At 71.9% G+C, this 22,044-nt stretch carries 19 protein-coding genes and 2 tRNA genes; 13 read left to right on the top strand and 8 right to left on the bottom strand.

From position 1 onward, the window contains the following. Positions 1–13: 13 nt before the first annotated feature. On the bottom strand, positions 14–1,144 hold the full coding sequence (locus PV364_RS36085; protein ID WP_415924652.1) for a TOMM precursor leader peptide-binding protein: 1,131 nt from the start codon (positions 1,142–1,144) through the stop codon (positions 14–16). Positions 1,145–1,397: 253 nt separating this feature from the next. Between PV364_RS36085 and PV364_RS36080 the strand changes: the two genes are divergently transcribed. From PV364_RS36080 to PV364_RS36065, 4 genes are all read left to right on the top strand, one after another. Next, a complete protein-coding gene (locus PV364_RS36080; protein WP_319665058.1) occupies positions 1,398–1,973 on the top strand; it encodes a M48 family metallopeptidase in 576 nt (191 codons plus the stop codon). 86 nt (positions 1,974–2,059) lie between these two features. Beyond that, positions 2,060–3,727, top strand: coding sequence for a TerD family protein (locus tag PV364_RS36075; RefSeq protein ID WP_319665057.1), 1,668 nt, complete (start codon positions 2,060–2,062; stop codon positions 3,725–3,727). An 11-nt stretch (positions 3,728–3,738) separates the two neighbouring features. Then, entirely contained in the window at positions 3,739–4,422 is a 684-nt protein-coding gene (locus PV364_RS36070) for an AIM24 family protein (protein WP_319665055.1), read from the top strand. 16 nt (positions 4,423–4,438) lie between these two features. After that, on the top strand, positions 4,439–5,200 hold the full coding sequence (locus tag PV364_RS36065) for an AIM24 family protein (protein WP_319665054.1): 762 nt from the start codon (positions 4,439–4,441) through the stop codon (positions 5,198–5,200). A 30-nt stretch (positions 5,201–5,230) separates the two neighbouring features. On the opposite strand, the gene PV364_RS36060 is transcribed toward PV364_RS36065, so the two are convergent. Both PV364_RS36060 and PV364_RS36055 read right to left on the bottom strand, forming a co-directional pair. After that, entirely contained in the window at positions 5,231–5,758 is a 528-nt protein-coding gene (locus PV364_RS36060) for an NUDIX hydrolase (RefSeq protein ID WP_319665052.1), read from the bottom strand. Continuing rightward, on the bottom strand, positions 5,755–7,227 hold the full coding sequence (locus PV364_RS36055) for a zinc-dependent metalloprotease (RefSeq protein ID WP_319665050.1): 1,473 nt from the start codon (positions 7,225–7,227) through the stop codon (positions 5,755–5,757). The genes PV364_RS36060 and PV364_RS36055 overlap by 4 nt, the downstream gene beginning before the upstream one ends. 128 nt (positions 7,228–7,355) lie before the next feature. On the opposite strand from PV364_RS36055, the gene PV364_RS36050 reads away from it, so the two are divergent. Together PV364_RS36050 and PV364_RS36045 are read left to right on the top strand one after the other, a co-directional pair. Then, positions 7,356–8,459, top strand: coding sequence for an SDR family oxidoreductase (locus PV364_RS36050; RefSeq protein WP_319665048.1), 1,104 nt, complete (start codon positions 7,356–7,358; stop codon positions 8,457–8,459). A gap of 107 nt (positions 8,460–8,566) precedes the next feature. Next, on the top strand, positions 8,567–9,025 hold the full coding sequence (locus PV364_RS36045; protein ID WP_319665047.1) for a molybdenum cofactor biosynthesis protein MoaE: 459 nt from the start codon (positions 8,567–8,569) through the stop codon (positions 9,023–9,025). Positions 9,026–9,184: 159 nt separating this feature from the next. Here the strand turns inward: PV364_RS36045 and PV364_RS36040 are convergent, their stop codons facing one another. Further along, positions 9,185–9,373 carry a hypothetical protein gene (locus PV364_RS36040; protein WP_319665138.1) on the bottom strand — a complete coding sequence of 63 codons (189 nt, stop codon included), beginning with the start codon at positions 9,371–9,373 and terminating at the stop codon, positions 9,185–9,187. Positions 9,374–9,445: 72 nt separating this feature from the next. Here PV364_RS36040 and PV364_RS36035 point away from each other — a divergent pair, with 72 nt between their 5' ends. After that, complete coding sequence (locus PV364_RS36035) at positions 9,446–10,513, top strand: PDZ domain-containing protein (RefSeq protein WP_319665045.1); 1,068 nt, start codon at positions 9,446–9,448, stop codon at positions 10,511–10,513. A 41-nt stretch (positions 10,514–10,554) separates the two neighbouring features. Here PV364_RS36035 and PV364_RS36030 read toward each other — a convergent pair whose 3' ends face one another. Beyond that, positions 10,555–11,109: a PPA1309 family protein gene (locus tag PV364_RS36030; RefSeq protein ID WP_319665043.1), complete on the bottom strand. Its 555-nt coding sequence runs from the start codon at positions 11,107–11,109 to the stop codon at positions 10,555–10,557. A 145-nt stretch (positions 11,110–11,254) separates the two neighbouring features. Here PV364_RS36030 and PV364_RS36025 point away from each other — a divergent pair, with 145 nt between their 5' ends. The 5 genes from PV364_RS36025 to PV364_RS36005 all read left to right on the top strand — a co-directional run bounded on the left by PV364_RS36025 (position 11,255) and on the right by PV364_RS36005 (position 18,548). After that, on the top strand, positions 11,255–14,152 hold the full coding sequence (locus PV364_RS36025; RefSeq protein ID WP_319665129.1) for a UPF0182 family protein: 2,898 nt from the start codon (positions 11,255–11,257) through the stop codon (positions 14,150–14,152). A 41-nt stretch (positions 14,153–14,193) separates the two neighbouring features. Then, a tRNA-Met gene (locus PV364_RS36020) sits at positions 14,194–14,267 on the top strand. Between the two features lie 189 nt (positions 14,268–14,456). Continuing rightward, on the top strand, positions 14,457–16,331 hold the full coding sequence (locus PV364_RS36015; protein WP_415924651.1) for a tetratricopeptide repeat protein: 1,875 nt from the start codon (positions 14,457–14,459) through the stop codon (positions 16,329–16,331). 673 nt (positions 16,332–17,004) lie between these two features. Then, positions 17,005–17,078 (top strand) — tRNA-Met (locus PV364_RS36010). Positions 17,079–17,285: 207 nt separating this feature from the next. Next, a complete protein-coding gene (locus PV364_RS36005) occupies positions 17,286–18,548 on the top strand; it encodes a HEAT repeat domain-containing protein (protein WP_319665039.1) in 1,263 nt (420 codons plus the stop codon). Here PV364_RS36005 and PV364_RS36000 read toward each other — a convergent pair. Continuing rightward, positions 18,518–18,928: a Fur family transcriptional regulator gene (locus PV364_RS36000; protein ID WP_319665038.1), complete on the bottom strand. Its 411-nt coding sequence runs from the start codon at positions 18,926–18,928 to the stop codon at positions 18,518–18,520. The genes PV364_RS36005 and PV364_RS36000 overlap by 31 nt on opposite strands. A gap of 155 nt (positions 18,929–19,083) precedes the next feature. Between PV364_RS36000 and PV364_RS35995 the strand changes: the two genes are divergently transcribed. Beyond that, positions 19,084–20,544, top strand: coding sequence for a catalase (locus PV364_RS35995; RefSeq protein WP_319665036.1), 1,461 nt, complete (start codon positions 19,084–19,086; stop codon positions 20,542–20,544). An 87-nt stretch (positions 20,545–20,631) separates the two neighbouring features. On the opposite strand, the gene PV364_RS35990 is transcribed toward PV364_RS35995, so the two are convergent. Next, the gene (locus tag PV364_RS35990; protein ID WP_319665035.1) at positions 20,632–21,030 is read right to left on the bottom strand and encodes a cyclic nucleotide-binding/CBS domain-containing protein; all 399 of its coding nucleotides are present in this window, start codon (positions 21,028–21,030) and stop codon (positions 20,632–20,634) included. Positions 21,031–21,185: 155 nt separating this feature from the next. Then, the gene (gene hisN / locus PV364_RS35985; protein ID WP_319665033.1) at positions 21,186–21,983 is read right to left on the bottom strand and encodes a histidinol-phosphatase; all 798 of its coding nucleotides are present in this window, start codon (positions 21,981–21,983) and stop codon (positions 21,186–21,188) included. Positions 21,984–22,044 lie beyond the last annotated feature (61 nt).

The raw sequence follows: 22,044 nt of genomic DNA, 5'->3' as shown, positions 1-22,044 counted from the left end.
ACTTTCCGGTCGGTCACCCCGTCATTGTCCCCCGCCCTTCCCGAACCGCGGCACCCAGTTCCCGGGTCGCACCACATCCGCACCTGCGGTCCGCGGGGACCGGGCGCACCTCGGTGGTCAGCCGGGCGAGCCCCAGTTCCCAGCGCGCCCCGCAGCTCGGCGGCCTTCCACCGTCGACGAACGCCAGGGCATGGGCCGCCGCCAGGCCCGCGACCGTCGTGGCCAGTGCCACATCGCAGGCCGGCACCCCGCCACGGCCGGACCGCAGCTGCGCCAGCACCCGGGGCCAGGCCGCGTCCGCGTCGGCCATCCGCAGTCCCAGGCAGCCGGCGCACCCGGTGCTCCCCGGTACCACCAGCGGGCCGACGACCCCCATGCCCTCCAGCACCCCGGCGTACAGATGAGGGATACCGGCGGCGAGCAGCGGCTCGGCCTCGCGCGGGTCGGGCGCGTAGGCCGCCAGCCCGTCCCTCGGCGCGATCACGACGAGGGAGAGCCGCGGTTCAGGGCGGGCGGCCGGCCCCCGTCTGCCGACCGCGCCGGCCCGCGGATCGGGCGCGGCCCGCCGGACCAGACCGCGCGCCGCCGCGTCCCGGCGCTCCCCGATGTGGTCCGCCGGGATGCCGCCCGGGGCGGTGTCCCACGGCTCGACCCGGCCGTCGTCGTGCACGTCGACCCGGCCCACCCCCGCCGCCGAGAGCACCGCCGCGATCGTGCCCCCGACGCGCCCCGCCCCCATCACACGCACCCGGGTGCCGCGCCGCTCCTGTATCCGGGCGGCCGCTCCGCCGGGATCGGTGTGGACGACGGAGAGCGCCGCCAGGTCGGGCCGGAGCCGGTCCAGAGCGGCCGAGCGGTGACTCATCGCCTCCGACAGCTCGGCGTGCGAGGACGCGTCGTCCAGTACGCCGCCTTCGGCGAGCAGCCCGAGCAGCCGCCGGGCCTGGCGGGGCCCCAGCCCCAGTGACTCCGCCTCCCGGGCCAGCGGGCCGATCCCCCGTGTGCCGTCGAGCAGGTCCAGGAAGGCGGACGCGGCGCCGTCCACCGAGTCCAGCACGACGGCGTGGGCCGGGTCGACCCCGAATTGCAGGCTTTCCCGGCTGCGCCAGCTGCGGCGCATGGCGGGTTTGAGCATGGGACGCATCGCCACCCCCGTGGACGGGGACCCCCGAAGGGAGATCCCGGTGAATCCGTGGCGACCAGCATGCCCGGAATCTGCGAACCGGCCGCGAAAGTTATCCACAGGCGGCGGCAATGATCATTTGATCGGGAAATCCCGGTGCTGCGAGCGGGATGTCATCGTGATGTCGTCCGGTTGCTCGGGAACGCGCGTCTTTTTTCAGGTGAGCACACCCCGGGGTGGGACTTGACGGACTCCGGGCGGGTAACGTCGTGCCGTGTCCGCCGACCCCTCCCACAGTCTTTCCAGCCAGCCCTCGCGCGCCTCCCGGACCAGCGCGGTGGAAGTGCGCCGGAGTGCCCGTCGACGCCGCACCGTCTCGGCGTACCGCGAGGGCGACGTCACCGTGGTCCTCATTCCGGCGCGGATGTCCGCCGCCGAGGAGAAGCGCTGGGTGACGGTCATGCTCGACAAGCTCGCCGCCCAGGAGAGCCGCAAGATGCTCGGCGACGAGCAGCTCGCCGCCCGGGCCGCCCAGCTGTCCGCCCAGTACCTCGGCGGCCGTGCCGCCCCGCGCATCGTGCGCTGGGTCACCAACCAGAACTCCCGGTGGGGCTCGTGCACGCCGGCCGAGGGCAGCATCCGCCTGTCGCACCGGCTTCAGGGCATGCCCGAGTACGTCATCGACTACGTTCTCCTCCATGAGCTCGCGCACCTCCTGGTGCCGGGCCACGGGCCCGACTTCTGGAAGGTGCTGGAGCCCTATCCGCGCACGGAACGCGCGCGGGGATACCTGGAAGGGGTCGTCGCGGCGGCCCGCCTCCCGCACCCGCCGACGGCGCGCGAGGAATAGCCGGGGAATGGCCCGCCGTCGGAGTCAGCGGATAGCCTGACGCAACGCAGAGGCACGTACGTACGGATGGGGGGCGGTCGTTCGCAATGGCCAGGGAATTCCAGCGCGGCCACAAGGCCAAGATCAGTGATCTCACAGCGGGGACGGATCTGTACGTCGGCGTGCAGATCAGCGGACCCGGCCTGACGTTCGACATCAGCTGCTTCGGTCTCGACGCCGCGGAACAGCTCTCGGACGACCGCTATTTCATCTTCTACAACCAGCCCAAGTCACCCGAGGAGTCGATTCAGCAGCTCGGCGCGCAGGCCGGCGACACCGAGTCCTTCCGGGTCACGCTGGACCGCGTCCCGGAGCGGATCCACCGGCTCAGCTTCACCGCGACCCTCGACGGCTTCGGGCAGATGTCCCAGGTCGGCCCCGGCTACATCAGGATCGTCGCGGGCGGCGACGAAGTGGCGCGCTACGCCTTCAGCGGCGCGGAGTTCAGCACCGAGCGCGCGGTCATGCTCGCGGACATCTACCTCAAGGACGTCTGGCGCTTCGCCGCGGTCGGCCAGGGCTTCGACGGGGGACTGGACGCCCTGCTGAAGAACTTCGGCGGCGAGGTCGCCGAGGAGCAGCAGGCCGCCGTGCCGTCGCAGCCCGCCGCGGCGCCGGGCTTCGCCCCGCCGGCCGGGCCCGCGCCCGGCTTCGCGGCGCCCCCGGCACCCGCTCCCGCACCCCCGGCCCCGCAGCCCGCGCCGGCCTTCGGCGCGCCGCCCCAGGCACCCGCCCCGGCCCCGGGCATGCCCCCCGTCCACGCGGCGCCCACCATGGTGGCGCCGATGACCACCCCGCCGCCCCAGGCCCCGCCGCATACACCCGGGCAGCCGCCCTTCGGACAGGTCCCGCCCCCGCAGGCGCCTCCCGGGCACCCTGGTCCCCCCGGCCAGGTGCCGGGCCAGCCCCCGTTCGGGCAGCCCCCCGGCCAGCCGGCCTTCGGCCAGGCCCCCTACGGCCAGCCGCCGCAGGCCCCATTCGGCCAGCCGCCCGTGGCCCCCGCGCCGTACGGTCAGGCCCCGGGCGCGCCGCAGGTCCCGCAGACTCCCGGCGCCGGCCTCGCCGCCGCCATGCAGAAGTACCGCGAGGTCCCGACCGGCCAGCGCTGGACGCAGCAGAACTCCAAGCTCGTCCGCGTCGACCTCTCCCAGGCCGGCGGCCAGCCGGTGCTCGCCCGCCAGGGCAGCATGGTGCTGTACCAGGGCAAGGTCGAGTTCGGCTACAAGGGCGCCGGTTTCGCCGGCCGTATCGTCGGCAACATGACCGGCCAGGAGATGCAGCTGATGCGCTGCACCGGCCGCGGACAGGTGTTCTTCGCCGAGGACGCCTCCTATCTGCACCCGATCGAGCTCCAGGGCGACGCGATCTGCGTCTCCGCGGAGAACGTCCTGGCCTTCGACGAGTCCCTCCAGCACGAGGTGCGCCGCATCGAGGGCCACGGCATCCCCGGTGGCGCGCTGTTCACGATGCAGTTCCAGGGCACCGGCACCGTGATCGTCAAGACCCACGGCACCCCCGTGGTGCTGCCGGTCACGCCCACCACCTACGCCGACAGCAACGCCATCGTCGCCTGGTCCGCCGCGTCGCAGGTGGTGCTCTCCAGCCAGGTGCGGCTGCGCCGGAACGCCTATCCGGGACACAGCGGGGAGACCGTGAACCTCCAGTTCCGCGGCGCCCCCGGCAACTTCATCGTCGTCCAGCCGTACGAGGTCTGAGGGAGCCCGCCATGGACCAGACTCTGATTTCCGGGTACTCCCCGGCACCGGTCACCGCCCGTATGGAGACCCACGGCAACAGCATGCTGAAGGTCGCCATGCAAAGCGGCCAGGACCTCTTCGCGCGCACCGGATCGATGGTCGCCTACGAGGGCTTCGTGCAGTACGAGCCCAACCCGCCCGCGGTGCGCCAGATGGCGTCGCAGTGGCTGACCGGGGAGGGCGCGCCTTTGATGAAGTGCACCGGCGACGGGCTGCTGTACCTTGCCGACTACGGCGCCGACGTCGTCTGCCTGTACCTCGCCAACGAGTCCCTGTCGGTCAACGGCACCAATCTGCTCGCTTTCGACGCGCATCTGCAGTGGGGCGTGGAGCGGGTCAAGGGACTGGCCAAGTTCGCCGGCCAGGGACTGTTCAACGTCGGCGTCTCCGGCACCGGCTGGGTGGCCATCACCTCGCGCGGCACCCCGGTCGTCGTCGACTGCGGCCGCGGCGAGGACGAGACCTACGTCGACCCGGACGCGCTCGTCGCCTGGTCGAGCGGGCTGAAGACCAAGTCCAAGCGCAGCTTCAAGGCCTCCTCCCTGATCGGGCGGGGCAGCGGCGAGGCCTTCCAGATCGGCTTCTCCGGCCAGGGCTTCGTCGTCGTACAGCCCAGCGAAGACAGCACCGACCGCCTCCGAGTCCGGGGCTGAGGGGGAGCGATCCATCATGCAGAGCCCGCTTTTCGGCTACACCGAGGTACAGACCGAGGACCAGTACGCCCTGCAGAACCCGTACCTGCTGCGGGTCAAGCTCGACGGCAGGAGCGACTGCCTGGCCCGCAAGGGCGCCATGGTCGCCTACCAGGGCCTGATCGAGTTCGACGGCGAGTACCAGAGCCACGCCCAGCGCAGCGCCCGCTACCGCACCGGCGAGGGCCTGGAGCTCATGCGCTGCTCCGGGCAGGGCACCGTCTACCTCGCCAACCTCGCCCAGCACATCCACGTCGTGGACGTGGACCACGACGGGCTGACGGTGGACGGCGCCTATGTGCTGGCGCTCGACTCGGGGCTGCACTGGGAAGTCATCTCGGTGGACAGCCAGTTCGGCATCTCGGGCAGTGGCGCCTACAACCTCAACATCTCCGGCCACGGCAAGGTCGCGCTCATGACCTCCGGCCGCCCGCTGCTGATGCAGGTCACCCCGGACAAGTACGTCTCCGCCGACTCCGACGCGGTGGTCGCCTGGTCGTCCTCGCTGCGCGTGCAGATGCAGGCGCAGACCAGCTCCTCCGGCGTCTGGCGGCGGCGCGGCAACACCGGTGAGGGCTGGGAACTCAACTTCCTGGGCCAGGGCTACGTGCTGGTGCAGCCCAGCGAGCTGATGCCGCCGCAGAACGCCCAGCTCGGCCAGGGAATGGCCGCCCAGTACGGCTTCGGCCAGCACGGCGCGCACGGCCAGAACCAGGGCAACATCTTCACCAACCGCTGACGCCGCCCCGGGCCCGGCCCGCGCGCCGGCTCACATCAGCGCGCGGGTGCGGGCCAGCAGCGTCCGTACCGACCCGTCGGCGACCTCGGCGATCTCGTCGTAGGCGTACCACTTGAGGTCCAGCGACTCGTCGCTGATCTCCTCGACGGCGCCCGGCGGGGCCACCGCCGCGTACTGCACGTCCAGGTGCCAGGCGCAGGGCGTGAGATGGCGGTCGAGGTTGACCGGCTCGGGGCGCAGCAGCGTCAGCCCGGCGATGCCGGACTCCTCGACGCCCTCGCGCAGCGCGGCCTGCGCCAGCGAGGCGTCCTGCGGCTCGCAGTGGCCGCCCATCTGCAGCCACATTTTGAGCTTCTTGTGCAGGGTCAGCAGCACCCGGCCGCCCTGCGGGTCCACCACGAGCGTGCTGCCCGTGACGTGCCCGGCGGAGCACGACTTCCACATGCCGTCGGGGTGCGCGTCGAGGTGCGAGAGGTAGTCCAGCCGCAGGTGGTCCTGGGCGGTGTCGGGAGCGTCCCACTCCTTGAGGACGCGCACGGCGTCGTCATGCAGGCTCACTTCTCGTCGTCGTCCTTGCTCTCGGGGTTCTCCGGACTCTCCGGGCTCTCCGGGCTCTCCGGGCTGGCGGCGGTCCCGGCATCGCCGGCGTCCTTGCCGCGGGCGGCCTCGCCGAGCATCTTGTCGAGTTCCGCGAAGTCCAGCTGCTCGTGGTGGACGAAGCCGTCGGGGTCGTCGAGGTCGGCGGCCGTCGGCAGCATGTCGGGGTGCGCCCACAGCCCGTCGCGGCCGTCGACGCCGCGCGCGTCGGTCAGCGACGCCCACAGCCGGGCGGCGTCGCGCAGCCGGCGCGGCCGCAGCTCCAGCCCGATCAAGGTGGCGAAGGTCTGCTCGGCGGGACCGCCGGAGGCCCGGCGCCGCCGCAGGGTCTCGCGCAGCGCTCCTGCGGACGGCAGGTGCGGTGCCGCGGCGGCGTGCACCACCGCGTCGACCCAGCCCTCGACGAGGGCGAGCGCCGTCTCCAGGCGGGCGAGCGCGGCCTTCTGCTGCGGGGTGTCCTCGGGCTGGAACATGCCCTGCTGCAGCGCGTCCTGCAGCGCCTCGGGGTTGGACGGGTCGAGCTGGCCGACCGCGTCCTCCAGCTTGGCGGTGTCGACCTTGATGCCCCGGGCATAGCCCTCGACCGCGCCGAACAGGTGCGCCCGCAGCCACGGGACGTGAGCGAAGAGCCGCTGGTGGGCCGCTTCGCGCAGCGCCAGGTAGAGCCGGACCTCGTCCTGCGGCACGCCCAGGCCCTCGCCGAACGCCGCGATGTTGGTCGGGATCAGCGCGGCCTTGCCCGCCGGGCCGAGCGGCAGGCCGATGTCGGTCGAGCCCACCACCTCACCCGCCAGCGTGCCCAGCGCCTGCCCGATCTGCGTGCCGAACATGGCGCCGCCCATGGAGCGCATCATGCCGAGCAGCGGGCCGGCCACGGCCTGCATCTCCTCGGGGAGCACATTGCCCATGGCGTTGCCGACGCGCTCGGCGACCGGGTCGACGAGTTCCTTCCACACGGGCAGGGTCGTCTCGACCCACTCCGCGCGGCTCCACGCCACCGCCGAGCCGGCCCCGGACGGCATGGACGTCACGCCGTCCAGCCACAGGTCGGCCAGGCGCAGCGCCTCCTCGACCTTCGCGCGGTCGGCAGGGCCGACGCTCGGGTCCTTCGCACCGCCGGAGGCGCCCTGGGCGACGGTCTGCCGGGCGATGTCCTTGGCCATCTCCCAGTTCACCGGGCCGCCCTCGTAGGAGAGCATCTGCCCCAGCTGCTGGAACGCGGCGCCCAGGTCATTGGGGTTGAGTGAGCCGAACATCGCGGCGAAGGGGTTCTCACCACCCGCGCCGAAGGGGTTGCCGCCGCCGAACCCGAAGGGATTGGCCGGACCCTGGGAGCCGCCACCGGAGCCGCTCGGCTTCTTGCTGTCGTCCCCGTTCCCGTCCTCGGGCTCCTCGGGAGGGACTCCGAATCCGAATGGGATGTCGCTCACGGTTTCCTCGGCTCTGTGTGTTGTGGGCTGTCCCTCCAGCCTAGACACGCGTCAGGCAGGATGGCTGCGTACGGACCGTGGTTGCGGACCGCGCACCTCGTACCGGAAACAACCGTGGGAGACACCTGGTGAGTTCCCCAGAACCGACCGTTCGCCCAGAGCGGAGCGGCGGCAGGGCCGCCGCCGGCCCGGTGGTCGCCGTGACCGGCGCCGCCTCCGGCGTCGGGCTGCGGCTGGCGCTGCGGCTGTCCGAGTCCGAACAGGTCAAGAAGGTCGTGGCGATCGACGAGCGGCGCGGCGACGTGCCCGGCGCGCAATGGCGCGTGCTGGACGTGCGGGACCCGGCGATCGCCGAGCGGCTGCGCGGTGTGGACGTCGTGGTCCATCTCGCGCTCGACCTCGACCTGGAGTCCGACCCCAAGGCGCGCAGCGCCTTCAATGTGCGCGGCACGCAGACCGTGCTCACCGCCGCGGCCGCGGCGGGAGTGCGGCGGGTCGTGCTGTGCACCTCGGCGATGGTCTACGGCGCGCAGCCGGACAACGACGTCCCCCTCGCGGAGGACGCGCCGCTGCGCGCCACCGCGGAGGCGTCCTTCGTGGGCGACCTGCTGGAGATCGAGCGGCTGGGCCGGCGTGCGCCGCGTGCCCACCCCGGACTCCACGTGACGGTGGTGCGCCCGGCGGTCCTCGTGGGCGGCACGGACACCGCGCTGACCCGGTACTTCGAGTCGCCTCGGCTGCTGGTGGTCGCGGGCAGCCGGCCGTGCTGGCAGTTCTGCCACGTCGACGACCTGGTGACGGCGCTGGAGCACGCGGCGCTGGAGAAGGTCGACGGCGAGATGACGGTGGGCTGCGACGGCTGGCTGGAGCAGGAGGAGGTCGAGGAGCTCTCCGGGATCCGGCGCATGGAGCTGCCGCCGGCCATAGCGCTGGGCGCCGCCTCCCGGCTGCACCGGCTCGGCCTCACCCCGTCGCCCGCCGGCGACCTGGCGTACACGATGCACCCCTGGGTCGTCAGCGGCAGCAGGCTGCACGAGTCGGGCTGGCGGCCGCAGTGGACGAACGAGGAGGTGCTCGCCGTTCTCCTGGAGGAGGTCGCGGGCCGCAACTCCGTCGTCGGACGGCGGCTGGGCCGCAAGGACGCCGCAACCCTGGGCGCGGCCGGCGCCACGGTCGCGCTGGTCGGCACCGCCGCCATGGTGCGCCGGGCACGCAAGCGCCGGGGGGTGTGAGGGCCGTACCCGCCCCGGGGCAGCGCGGCGTACGGCCGGCGCGGACCCCGGGCAGTGAGAAAGAGTGCGGTGGAAAACAGTTTCCGCATAGTGGGAGATGAGGGAGCATGAGTCCCATGGCAGAGACGCACGAGGAACCCATCCGGCTCATCGCCGTCCGCGACACCGAGCTGTCCGTGGACGAGGTCTTCCGTGCGGTGGGGCACGCCTCGGCCGGGGGCACCGCGCTGTTCGTGGGCACGGTGCGCGACCACGACGGACCGTCGGGCGCCGAGGTCACGGCCCTGGGCTACTCCGCCCACCCCGGGGCCGAGGCCGAGCTGCGGCGCGTCGCGGAGAAGGTGGCGGCCGACTTCCCCGTCCGCGCCCTGGCCGCCGTCCACCGGGTCGGCGACCTGCGCGTCGGGGACCTTGCGGTTGTCGTCGCCGTCTCCTGCCCGCACCGGGCGGAGGCCTTCGCGGCGTGCCGGCGGCTGATCGACGACCTCAAGCGCGAGGTGCCGATCTGGAAGCACCAGGAGTTCGCCGACGGTACCGAGGAGTGGGTGGGTTCCTGCGCGCACTGAGCGCCGGGAGCGAAAGGGCCGGGGGCGACCTGCCGCGGAGGAGGCCCGCCGACACCTTCGAACTGGTGTGCTGGCATTCATCGTCCATCGGACGGTCTACCTGCGGTTGCGTAACCCTGGACCCGCTCGGAACGTTATAGCAGCAAACGATTAGTCTGCTCATAGTTTCTTGATCGACTGCGCGATCCTCTTGCGCATACGGGAGGCCTCAGTGGCGGCGCTCGCATGGTTGCTCATTCCGGTGTTGGCCGCTGTCGCCGCCGCCGTCTGGGGAAGCTGGGCGGCGCGTACGCGCTCGACGGGGGACGGCGCCTCGCTCGCCGGGTACGAGCGGTTCCGTGAGGCCATGCAGCGCTCCGAGTCGGGCAGGGTCTGAGGGCCCGCAGGGCGCCTGCCGGTCACGTACCGTACTGTCGTTCCATGCCACGCCGCACCGCGACGCTGCTCGCGTCGACCCTGACGCTCATAGCACTGCTCTGTATTGCGCTGCTGATGCGCGTCCCGTACGCGGAGATGTCGCCGGGGCCGACCGTCAACACGCTGGGCGAGCACGACGGCGCCCCGGTGCTGCAGATCTCCGGGCACAAGACCTATCCCGCCACCGGGCACCTGAACATGACCACGGTGCGGGTGACCAGCGCGGACTACTCCATGAACCTGGTCGAGGCGGTGGCCGGCTGGCTGTCGCACGACCAGAAGGTCGTCGAGCACGACACGCTCTACCCGCAGGGGCAGACGGCCGAGCAGGCGGACCAGGAGAACGCCGAGGAGTTCACCCAGTCCCAGGACAGCGCCAAGGTCGCCGCCCTGAAGGAGCTGGGGATACCGGTCGGTTCCCAGGTGATCGTCTCCACCGTGGTGAAGGGCGCCCCCTCGGAGGGCAAGCTGCACGCCGGTGACGTGATCAAGGCGGTGGACGGCACCCCGGTCAAGGCGGCGGGCGACGTCGCCACGCTGGTCACCAAGCACCAGCCGGGACAGAAGGTGGTCTTCACCGTTGTCCCCAAGGGCGCCAAGGGCGACGCCGCCCGGGACGTCACCATCACGACGGGCACGTCCGACGACGACGGCAGGCGGCGCGCGATCGTCGGCATCCAGGCCGGCGTGGGGCACACCCTCCCGTTCAAGATCGACATCAAGCTGGCCGACGTCGGCGGACCGAGTGCCGGCCTGATGTTCGCCCTCGGCATCGTCGACAAGCTCACCCCCGGGGACCTCACCGGCGGCAAGTTCGTCGCGGGTACCGGCACCATCGACGACGACGGCAAGGTCGGCCCCATCGGCGGCATAGACATGAAGACCATCGGGGCACGCGACAAGGGCGCCGAGTACTTCCTCACCCCGGCCGACAACTGCGCCGAGGCCGCCCAGGACACCCCGAGCGGCCTCACTCTGGTCAAGGTCAAGACCATCGACGACGCCATGGACGCCCTCAAGGACATCCGCGCGGGGAAGACCGCCGACCTGCCGAGCTGCTCGGCGACCTGAGACGCGGCGGGCCGGGGCCGGTGCGGGCTTCCCCCGCGCGGTCACTCCTCGAACGTCGCCGACAGCGCCTCGGCCAGCCCCGGCACCAGGGTGGCGCCGGTCAGCACCTCGGTCGGCGAGTCCTTGGAGCGCAGCCGCACGGCGGACTCCCGGGCGCCGTCGCGCAGCACGGCCACCGTCATGCGCACCTCCTGGCGCTCGGGATGCGCGGCGACCCACGCGCCCAGCGCGTCCTCGTCCAGGCCGTCGGGGATGGCCTGCTCGGCGGACGGCGGCAGCATCAGCCGCTCCACGGTCAGCGCGCAGCCGCTGACCACCTCGGGCCACGCGATCGTGGCCAGGAACTCGTCGAGCGGCGTGCCGGCCGGCAGCTCGTCCTGCTCGATCGGGGTCAGCGCGCCCGCCGTCTGCTCGGCGAGGCCGAGTTCGTCGGCCAGCCCCGGCTCCTGTACACGCAGCCGGTCCGTGTCGACCAGCGCGAAGAGCCGGGCGGGCTGGTCCCAGCCCAGACCGGACGCGTAGTCGTCGATCTCCAGGACGGCCTGGGTCAGCGGGTTCGCGGCGAGCGGGGCGCCGCCGGACTCAATATTGGACATGCCCAACATCCTGCCTGTTCTGTGACCCGCATCCCCAATCGAGCACCTTGGGGAACTGTGTAAACCGTGAGTAAGTTGCATCAGTGGGCGCCGGCCGGGCGTCCGCCGGAGACCGACTCTTGAGGTGCGCACCTTGGTATTCCAGATGCCGGACCGTGGCGGGAGTCCGCACGGGCCGCGGATCAGAGCGGGGCGCCCGTCGCGGCGAGCCCGGACGCTGCTCATGACGCTGGGGGTCCTGGCCGTACTGGCCATGGCCTTCGTCATGTTCGCCGGCTTCTGGACCGATTGGCTCTGGTACCGATCCGTCCACTACTCCTCGGTGTTCACCACGACGCTGTGGACCAAGGTCGGGCTGTTCTTCGTCTTCGGCCTGCTGATGGCGGTGGCCGTCGGCGTCAACGTCTACCTGGCGCACCGGTTGCGGCCGCCGCTCAGCGCGATGTCGCTGGAGCAGCAGAGCCTGGACCGCTACCGGATGGGCATCGCGCCCTACAAGAAGTGGGTGCTGCTCGCGGTCTGCGCCCTGGTGGGACTGATCGCGGGAGCGTCCGCCTCCAGCCAGTGGCGGACATGGCTGCTGTGGACGAACTCCACCCCGTTCGGCACCACGGACCCGCAGTTCCACGTCGACGTCTCCTTCTACGCCTTCGAGCTGCCCTGGTACCGCTTCCTGCTGAGCTTCGGCTTCGCGGCGGTCGTGCTCTCGCTGCTGGCCTCCGCCCTGGTGCACTACCTGTACGGGGGGCTGCGCATCACCTCCCCGGGCGGCCGCGCCACCGCCGCGGCGACCGGCCACCTGTCAGTGCTGCTCGGCCTGTTCGTGAGCCTCAAGGCGGTCGCCTACTGGCTCGACCGGTACTCGCTGGCGGTCAAGTCGGGCAACCTCAAGTCCGGTGACTGGACCGGGCTGCGCTATGTGGACGCCAACGCCTATCTGCCGGCCAAGACGATCCTCTTCGCGATCGCCATCATCTGCGCCCTGCTGTTCTTCGCCACCTTGTGGCGGCGTACATGGTCGCTGCCGCTGATCGGCTTCGGCCTGATGGTGCTGTCGGCGATCCTGATCGGCGGGCTCTACCCGGCGATCGTGCAGAAGTTCCAGGTGCAGCCGAACGAGGCCGCCAAGGAGCAGCCGTACATCCAGAAGAACATCAACGCCACGCGCCAGGCGTACGACATCGACGGCACAAAGGTGTCCGACTACGCGGGCAGCAACCCGGCCGATCAGAAGGACCCGGCGCAACGGGCGCAACTGCGCGCGGACGCCGACACCACCGCGTCGATCCGGCTCCTCGACCCCAACGTGGTCTCGCCGACGTTCCAGCAGCTGCAGAAGGCGAGCGGCTACTACTCCTTCCCCTCCACGCTCGACGTGGACCGCTACAAGGTGCAGGGCAAGGAGCAGGACACCGTGGTGGGCCTGCGCGAGCTGAACCTCGCCGGCATCCCGCAGCACAGCTGGATCAACGACCATTTCAAGTACACGCACGGCTACGGCCTGGTCGCCGCCAAGGGCACCACCGCGACCGAGGGCGACGAGACCACGCGCGGCGAGCCCGTCTTCACCGAGTCCGAACTGCCGACCACCGGCGACCTCGGCAGGTACGAACAGCGGATCTACTACGGCGAGAGGACCAAGCAGTGGTCCATCGTCGGCGACAAGTCCACGCCGGAGATCGACTACAACACCAACGACGACGGTGAGAAGTCGTACACCTACACCGGCAAGAGCGGTGTCGGCCTGAAGAACCCGGTGACCCGGGCCGCGTACGCGGTGGCCTTCGGGGACCCGCAGATCTTCTACTCCGGAGCCGTCGGCGACGACTCGCGGATCCTGTACAACCGCACGCCCAAGGAGCGCGTCGAGGCCGTCGCGCCCTGGCTGACGATCGACGGCGACTCCTACCCGGCCGTCGTCGACGGCCACGTGGTGTGGATCGTGGACGCCTACACGACGAGCAACGGCTACCCGTACTCGTCGCGGACGACGCTCGGCGACACCACGGCGGACTCGCTGACCGACGGGCAGCGCGCGGTCCTGGCCCAGCAGAACCAGGTCAACTACATCCGCAACTCGGTCAAGGCGACCGTGGACGCCTTCACCGGTGACGTCACCCTCTACCAGTGGGACGACAAGGACCCGGTGCTGAAGACCTGGATGAAGGCCTTCCCGCACACGGTGCAGCCCAAGAGCAGCATCAGCGCCGGCCTGATGGCCCATCTGCGCTACCCGCAGGACCTGTTCAAGGTGCAGCGCCAGCTGCTGACGCGCTACCACGTCACCAAGGCGTCGACCTTCTACAGCGGCAGCGAGGTGTGGCAGGTCCCCAACGACCCGGCGACGAAGACGGGCAAGGCGGTGCCGCCGTACTACCTGAGCCTGCGCATGCCGGACCAGGCCGCCCAGACGTTCTCGCTGACGACGACCTACACGCTCAACCGGCGTGACAACCTGGGCGCCTTCATGGCGGTCGACGCGGACGCCACCAGCGCGGACTACGGCACGATCCGGTTGCTCAGACTGTCCAACAGCCGGGTGTACGGCCCGCAGCAGGTGCAGAGCCAGTTCAACTCCGATCCCGACGTGGCGGAGAAGATCAAGCTGCTGAGCGGCGGCGGCGGTTCCACCGTCGAGTACGGCAATCTGCTCACCATCCCGCTCGACGGCGGTCTGCTCTACGTGGAGCCGGTCTATCTGCGCGGTGCCGACTTCGACTACCCGCTGCTGAAGAAGGTGTTGGTCTGGTACGGCGGGCAGGTGGAGTTCGAGGACACCCTCGGTCAGGCGCTGAACGCGGTCTTCGGTACGGCGGACGGCGGGACCGCGCCGCCACCGGAGACCGGCGGCACGGGCACCGCGCCGCCCCCGTCCAACGCGACGGTCGCCCAGGCCCTGGCGGACGCCCAGGCGGCGTACGACGCGAGCCAGAAGGCGCTGAAGGCCGGCGACTGGGCGGCGTACGGCCAGGCCCAGAAGGATCTGGCGGAGGCGCTGCAGCGGGCGCAGGAGGCCGAGAAGCAGGCGGAGAAAACGGGCTGAGCAGGCACTCCCCGCGTCGTGGTACGGTTGGGACACAACGACGCGGGGTGGAGCAGCTCGGTAGCTCGCTGGGCTCATAACCCAGAGGTCGCAGGTTCAAATCCTGTCCCCGCTACTGTTCGAGAGGGTCCGGAGTCAACTAGGCTCCGGACCCTTTCACTTGTACGGGGGAACTGCGCGCGCAGAGGTTTCGTCGGGGTTGATGTCGGGAAGTCGACAAAACGCTGAAGTGACCTCCTGGGACTGTCCCAACCCCGCAGGGTTGTTGCATACCAGGTGTACTGCGGGTACGGGTGGTGCGACGATGGACCTCATGGGGGATGGTGCAAGGCTGCTGAAAACTCGTCGGATCCCGGACAGCGGGTCCGCGGGCGGAACGACCCTGCCCGCGTCCGTTCCCGCGCAGACGGCTGCCTTCGCGCCGACCGTCGCCGAGCTGCTGCCCGGCCCGCGCGTGGGGTCCGCCGAGGAGGACCGGCTCATCGAGTCCGAACTGCCGGACGAGGAGAGCCTGGAGGCCCGCGAGGAGGCCGAACTCGAGGCGCGCCACCGGCGGGCCGCCGAGCACGGCGACATCGCCGCGGCGAGCGTCCTGGGCACCCTGCTGCTGCGCCGTGGCGACCTGGAGGGGGCCGAGCCGTACCTGCGCGCGGCCGCCGCCGGGGGAGACCGGCCGGCCGCCAACAACCTCGGACTGCTGCTGCACCAGCGCGGCCACGCCGAGGAGGCCGCCGGCTGGTGGCGCATCGCCGCCGTCGCCGGTTCCGCCGCGGCAGCGCACGCGCTCGGCCGGCACTTCCGCGAGCGCGGTGACGAGCCCGGCGCCGAGTACTGGCTGCGGCAGGCCGCCGAGTCCGGGCACACCCTGGGCGCGTACGCGCTGGCCGACCTGCTCGACCACCGGCGCGACGTCGGCGCCGAGCGCTGGTTCCACGCCGCCGCCGAGCACGGGCACCGCGAGGCTGCCTACCGGCTGGCCCGCATCTGCGCCGAGCGCGGCGAGGAGCGCGAGGCCGAGCAGTGGTACCGGCAGGCCGCCGCCCGCCGGCACCGCCGCGCCGCGCTGCGCCTCGGCACGCTGCTGGAGGAGCGCGGCGAGTACGAGGAGGCCAGGCGCTGGTACCTCACCGCCGCCCGGGACGGCGAGCCGCGCGCCGCCTGCGCGCTCGGCTTCCTGCTGCGCGACGCCGGCGACGTCGACGGCGCCGCCACCTGGTGGCGGCGAGCCGCCAACGCCGGTGACGGCAACGCCGCGAACGCGCTCGGCGCGCTGCACGCGCAGGAGGGCGAGACCCAGACCGCCGAGCGGTGGTACCGGGCCGCCCTGGAGGCCGGCGACGTCAACGGCGCCTTCAACCTCGGCCTGCTCTGCGCCGGCCAGGGGCGGACGGCCCAGGCCGAGCAGTGGTACCGCAAGGCGGCCTACACCGGGCACCGCGAGGCGGCCAACGCCCTCGCCGTGCTGCTGCTGCAGCGCGGGGACGCGGCGGGCGCCGAGCCGTGGTTCTCCAAGGCCGCGGAGGCGGGCAGCGTCGACGCCGCCTTCAACCTCGGCATCCTGTACGCCGGGCGGGGCGACGACGGCACCGCGCGGCGCTGGTACGAGCGGGCGGCCGCCAGCGGGCACAGCGAGGCCGCGCTGCAGGTCGCGATCGCCCTGCAGAAGGACGGTGACCCGCACGGCGCCGAGCGGCACCTGCGGTGCGCCGCGGGCGGCGGCAGCCCCGAAGGGGCCTTCCGGCTGGGCGCGTTGCTGGACGCGCAGGGTACGGAGGACGCGGCCGCGGAGGCGGAGGAGTGGTACGCGCGCGCCGCCGGCCAGGGGCACCGGCGTGCCCAGGTCCGGCTCGGCATGTGCGCCGCCCGGCGCGGGGACGTCGTGGACGCCGCCCACTGGTACCGCGAGGCCGCGGAGGGGGGCAGCCGCAACGGGGCATTCAACCTCGGGCTCCTCCTCGCCCGCGAGGGCGCGGAGCCGGAGGCGGCCCTGTGGTGGACCCGGGCCGCCGACGCGGGGCACGGGCGTGCGGCGCTCCGGCTGGCGCTGCTGGCCGCGCGGCACGGGCAGCTCGCGGATGCGCAGGCGTGGTGTGCGCGGGCGGTCGAGTGCGGGCCGGTGGAGGTCGCGGAGCGGGCTGCGCGCCTCACGGACGCGCTGGAGCACGAACTGTCCGCGTAGGTTTTTTTCCCCGCCCGCCCTCCCGGGTGCCCTGTGAAGTCAGTGACCCCGGCGCGCGTTTCGTGGGGTGCCGGGGTCGGGGCCTCCGGGGCTGGCCATTCTGGACAGCACATTTCGGTGCCTCGGGCACTCGCCGTTGATCACCCCGGGTCATGCACCCAAATATGCTCCACAGTCCAGAACGCCCACCCCTACGACCCCGCCCCCTCCGTAGGTTGTCGCGCCTGATCCCCGGTGGGGGGTGGAAGCGGCACCGTGCCTGGGGCCGCCCGCTGGCGCAACGCCGTCCAAGTGCGCAGCCATGGCGCGGCAAGCCGAAGGGGCGGAGTCAGCCACCGCGGTCACCCGGACCGCCTTCTCACCCCCCTCCGGGGATCAGGCGCGATACGAGACGGAGGGGGCGGGGTCGGAGGGGTGGATGTTCTGGACGGTGCGGGATATTTGTGCGCACCATCCGGGCAGGGACGGGATGAGCAGGTGCTGGAAAGGCGCGTAAATATCCCAGTCCAGGACGTGCAGCCCCGGAGGCCCCGCACCCGGCCCACCCCGCACGCGCGTCGGGGCGCCCTGACTTCACAGGGCACCCGGGAGGGCGGGCGGGGAAAGCCCCCCCAACCCCCCGGGAAGGATTTGCGCTGCTCAGGGCCGGGAGGTTACTCTAGGGACACAACGACGCGGGGTGGAGCAGCTCGGTAGCTCGCTGGGCTCATAACCCAGAGGTCGCAGGTTCAAATCCTGTCCCCGCTACTGATGAGAAGGCCCGGAAGCCAACGGCTTCCGGGCCTTCTTGTATGCCCCGGGTACAGCCCAGGCATGGATCGGGCAAAAGCGCGTGAACCTTTCGCCGTGGTCCCGGCGCGCCGGAGGATGCTGGAGGCGTGGCGAGGGCGGCGGCGCGAGGAGGCGGGGTTGCTGCGCAGGCGGCGTAAGCGGCGGCCGGCGGAACTCAGGGACGTGACGCGGTGGGGGCGGCTGTGCGCGTCCGGTGCGGTGGCCGAGTTGCTGGCGGAGCTGAGGGCGGCGGCGGAGGCCGGGGAGGGTGCCGCGTACGACCAGGGGGCCGCGCTGAAGGCGCTGGGCGAGGCGCCACCGGGGCTGTGGCTGTCGCTGGACCGTGCCGCGCGGACCGTGGAGGGACAGCGGCCGCCGGCGGCGGGGGAGGCCGATCCGCTGCGTCTGCTGCTGGCCGCCATGGACCGGGAGGGCCGCACGCGGCAGGCCGCAGTGGAGGGCCTGGCGCACACGGGTGGTCCGCTGGTGGCCACCGCCTTGGCGCTGCGGACCGCGGACTGGGTGGACCCGGTGCGGGAGCGGGCCGTGGGGGCGCTGGCGCTGCGGTCCGCGCCGGACGAGGCGGCCGCGGCGGTGCGGATACTGCTGCGGCTGCGGGGCAGGCGCCGGTCCTCGGGGGCGCTGGAGGCGTACCGGGAGGTGCTCGCGGCCCCGGAGGCCCGGCGGGCGGTGCGGGCGCTGGCCGCCGACGAGGAGCCGCTGACCCGGCGGTTCGGCGTGGAACTGGCCCTGGAGCTCGGGGAGTTCGTACGCGGCGATCTGGTCCGTACCGCGCTGCGCGACCCGGACCAGGTGTGCCGGCGGCTGTGCGCGCAGCGGCTGCTGGAGCTGGACCCGGACCAGGCGGGGCGGCTGCTGTGGGCCCGGTCCGCGGCGGTGCGGGAGCTGGCGGTGGCGGCGCTGCCGGAGGACGTTCCCGCGGCGCGGCTGACGGCGCCGCTGGCGGACCCGGCGCGGATCGTGCGGGCGCAGGCCCGCTGGCGGCTGTACAGCAGGGGTGAGCCGCCGGCGCTGACGTACCGCAGGCAGCTGGTGCGCTGCGGGCCGCAGAGCCCGTCGCGGATGGTCGCCGGGCTGGCCCTCGGGCTGGGGGAGTGCGGGGACGGTACGGACGTGCCGCTGCTGCTGCGGCTGGTCCGGGAGGCGCGCACGCCGTGGCCGCCGGCGGTACGGCGGGCCGCGGTGCGGGCCGTGGGCCGCCTGGCGCCGCGTGAGGACCTGGTCGGCCTGCTGGGGCCGTTGGCGACGGACGTGGACCCGGGCGTGGCCAGGGAGGCCATCGAGGCGCTTGCCAAGGTGGCCGGGGAGGTGCCGCCGGAGACCGTGTGGTTCGGCTGGACGCGGCCGGAGCCCGCCGTGCGGAAGGCGGCGGAACGGCTCCGTTCCGCGCAGCGTCAGGCGCAGTCGGGGCACAGGCCCCGGTAGGTCACCTCGACGTCGGAGACGGTGAACCCGAAGCGCTCGCTGTCGGGTAGGTCGGTCAGCGGGTCGCCGGCGGGGTGGACGTCCCGGATGGTGCCGCAGCGGGAGCACACCAGGTGCTGGTGGGCGTGGTGCGCGTTGGGGTCGTAGCGCTTGGCGCGGCCGTCGGTGGCGACCTCCATGACCTCGCCGAGCGAGACCAGTTCGCCCAGGGTGTTGTAGACCGTGGCCCGGGAGATCTCCGGCAGCCGGGTCGCGGCCCGCGCGTGCACCTCGTCGGCGGTCAGGTGGACGTGCTCGCCGTCGAGGACCTCGGCCACGACGCGCCGCTGCGCGGTCATCCGCCAGCCACGTCCGCGCAGTCGTTCCAGCAGGTCACTCATTGCGTTTCACCTATCCGTGGGATGGATCCAGCTTAACAGCGGCGGTCCGTGTTCCGAACCCGTACGACTTTGGCCCCCTTCTTGACTTGGACCTTGTCTATCGTAGGATCGGTTCCGGCGACAGCCACGGCACAGACGAACGCAGGGAGAAGGACGTGACGGTTCACAAGACCGGCCCGCTGACGACCGAGGCAGGGGCCCCGGTCGCGGACAACCAGAACAGCGAGACCGCGGGGGTCGGCGGACCGGTCCTGATCCAGGACCAGCTGCTGCTGGAGAAGCTCGCCCACTTCAACCGCGAGCGCATCCCGGAGCGCGTGGTGCACGCCCGCGGCGCCGGAGCGTACGGCACCTTCACGGTGACCGCCGACGTCACGCGGTACACCCGGGCGAACTTCCTGTCGGAGGTCGGCAAGCAGACCGAGACCTTCCTGCGGTTCTCCACCGTCGCCGGCAACCTGGGCGCGGCGGACGCCGTGCGCGACCCGCGCGGGTGGGCGCTGAAGTTCTACACCGAGGAGGGCAATTACGACCTCGTCGGCAACAACACCCCGGTGTTCTTCATCAAGGACGCCATCAAGTTCCCCGACTTCATCCACACCCAGAAGCGCGACCCGTACACCGGCTCCCAGGAGGCGGACAACGTCTGGGACTTCTGGGGGCTGTCGCCCGAGTCGACCCACCAGGTGACCTGGCTGTTCGGTGACCGCGGCATCCCGGCGAGCTACCGCCACATGAACGGCTACGGCTCGCACACCTACCAGTGGACCAATGAGGCCGGCGAGGTCTTCTGGGTCAAGTACCACTTCAAGACCGACCAGGGCATCAAGAACCTGACCACCGACGAGGCGGTCCAGGTCTCCGGGCTCGACCCCGACTCGCACCAGCGCGACCTGCGCGAGTCCATCGAGCGCGGCGAGTTCCCGACCTGGACCGTGCAGGTGCAGATCATGCCCGCGGATCAGGCGGCGGCCTACCGCTTCAACCCGTTCGACCTCACCAAGGTGTGGCCGCACGCGGACTACCCGCCGATCGAGATCGGCAAGCTGGAGCTCAACCGCAACCCGCAGAACATCTTCGCCGAGGTCGAGCAGTCGATCTTCTCCCCGGCGCACTTCGTGCCCGGCATCGGCCCGTCCCCCGACAAGATGCTGCAGGGCCGGCTGTTCGCGTACGGCGACGCGCACCGCTACCGCGTCGGCATCAACGCCGACCACCTGCCGGTGAACCGCCCGCACGCCACCGAGGCGCGCACCAACAGCCGCGACGGCCACGCCTACGACGGCCGGCACGGCGGCGCGAAGAACTACGAGCCGAACAGCTTCGGCGGCCCGGCCCAGACGGGCAGCCCGCTGTGGTCGTCCACCGCGGTGACCGGCTGGACCGGCAACCACGAGGCGCCCTCGCACGCCGAGGACAACGACTTCGTCCAGGCGGGCGACCTCTACCGGCTGATGTCGGAGGGTGAGAAGGAGCGTCTGATCGCCAACCTCGCCGGCTTCATCGCCAAGGTGTCGCGCGACGACATCGCCGAGCGGGCGATCGACAACTTCCGCCGGGCGGACGAGGACTACGGCAAGCGGCTGGAGGCCGCGGTCCAGGCCCTGCGCGGCTGACGGGCGCTTGCCGTAACAGAACCGGAGGGGTTCAGGTGCGTCCAGGCACCTGAACCCCTCCGATCCCATACCGGTCATCCCGCGCCCTCAGCCCGCCAGGGCGGCCGCCGAATGCGCGGGGTGCCAGCAGCGCACGATGTCGCGGACGGAGACCATACCGACCGCGTTGCGGTCCTCCATCACCACCAGGTGACGGAAACCGCCGCGCACCATGGCGGCGGCAGCCTCCTCCAGGGTCCACTGCGGTGCGGCGAAGACGACGTCGGTGGTGGTGTGGGCGGCGGCGAATTCGCCGTCGGGGCTCAGCCCCGCGCCGATCGCGTTGAGGATGTCGCGCTCGGTGAGGATGCCGAGCCCGCAGGTGTCGGGATCGAGGACGACCGCCGCACCCACCTTGCGGGCGGACATCAGTCGGGCGGCCTGGCGGAGGGTGTGAGCCGGGCCGATCGTGAGAACGACCGTGCTCATGGCTTCGCGTACGAGCATGGGATACCCCTTGGCTGCGTCGTGGGCCGTCTTGAGAACTGTTTCACAAATTCACAAGCTCACGCATTCTCATGTTCACATGCGGGACGTCGCGCAGCAAGGGGCGTGCGGAGGGTGATCGGTGGTGTACGGGGGCGGCCCGTGCCGGGTGCGGTTCAGGTGCGGTTCAGGAAACCGAGCATCTGCTCGTGCAGCAGTCCGTTCGAGGCCGCCGCATTGCCCCCGTAGGGGCCGTCCGTGCCGTCCAGGCTGGTGAAGCGGCCCCCCGCCTCCCGGATGATGACCTCGTTGGCGGCCATGTCCCACAGGCTCAGCTCGGGCTCGGCGCAGAAGTCCACCGAGCCCTCGGCGACCATCATGTACGGCCAGAAGTCGCCGTAGGCGCGCGTGCGCCAGCAGGAACGGGTCAGGTCCAGGAAGCCGTCCAGCCGTCCCTGCTCCTCCCAGCCGCTGAGCGAGGAGTACGCGAACGAGGCGTCCTCCAGCCGGCTCACCCGGGACACCCGCAGGCGCGTGGCGGAGGACAGGCTGCGCCCGGTGTACGCCCCGCCGCCCTTCACCGCCCACCAGCGGCGGCCCAGTGCCGGCGCAGAGACCACGCCGACCACGCCTTCGTCGCCGTGCTCCCCGCGCACCATGAGGGCGATGAGCGTGGCCCACACCGGCACGCCCCGGACGTAGTTCTTGGTGCCGTCGATCGGGTCGACGATCCAGCGGCGCGGGCCCGTGCCCTCGAAGCCGTACTCCTCGCCGAGGACCGCGTCGCGCGGCCGGGCGCGGCCGAGCTGACTGCGGATCAGCTCCTCGGCGCGTTTGTCCGCCTCGCTGACCGGCGTCATGTCGGGCTTGGTCTCGACCTTCAGGTCCAGGGCCTTGAAGCGCTCCATGGTCGCCGCGTCGGCGGCGTCGGCGAGGATGTGCGCGAGGCGCAGGTCGTCGTTGAAGTCCGGCATGGAGCGAACAGTATCGATCGCACCCTGTCGGGGTCACGCAGGGTGCGCGCGGAGGGTTGAC

It is taken from the genome of Streptomyces sp. MI02-7b (assembly GCF_033793585.1).
Classification (GTDB): Bacteria; Actinomycetota; Actinomycetes; order Streptomycetales; family Streptomycetaceae; genus Actinacidiphila.
This window is presented reverse-complemented; position numbering and strand designations above follow the sequence as displayed.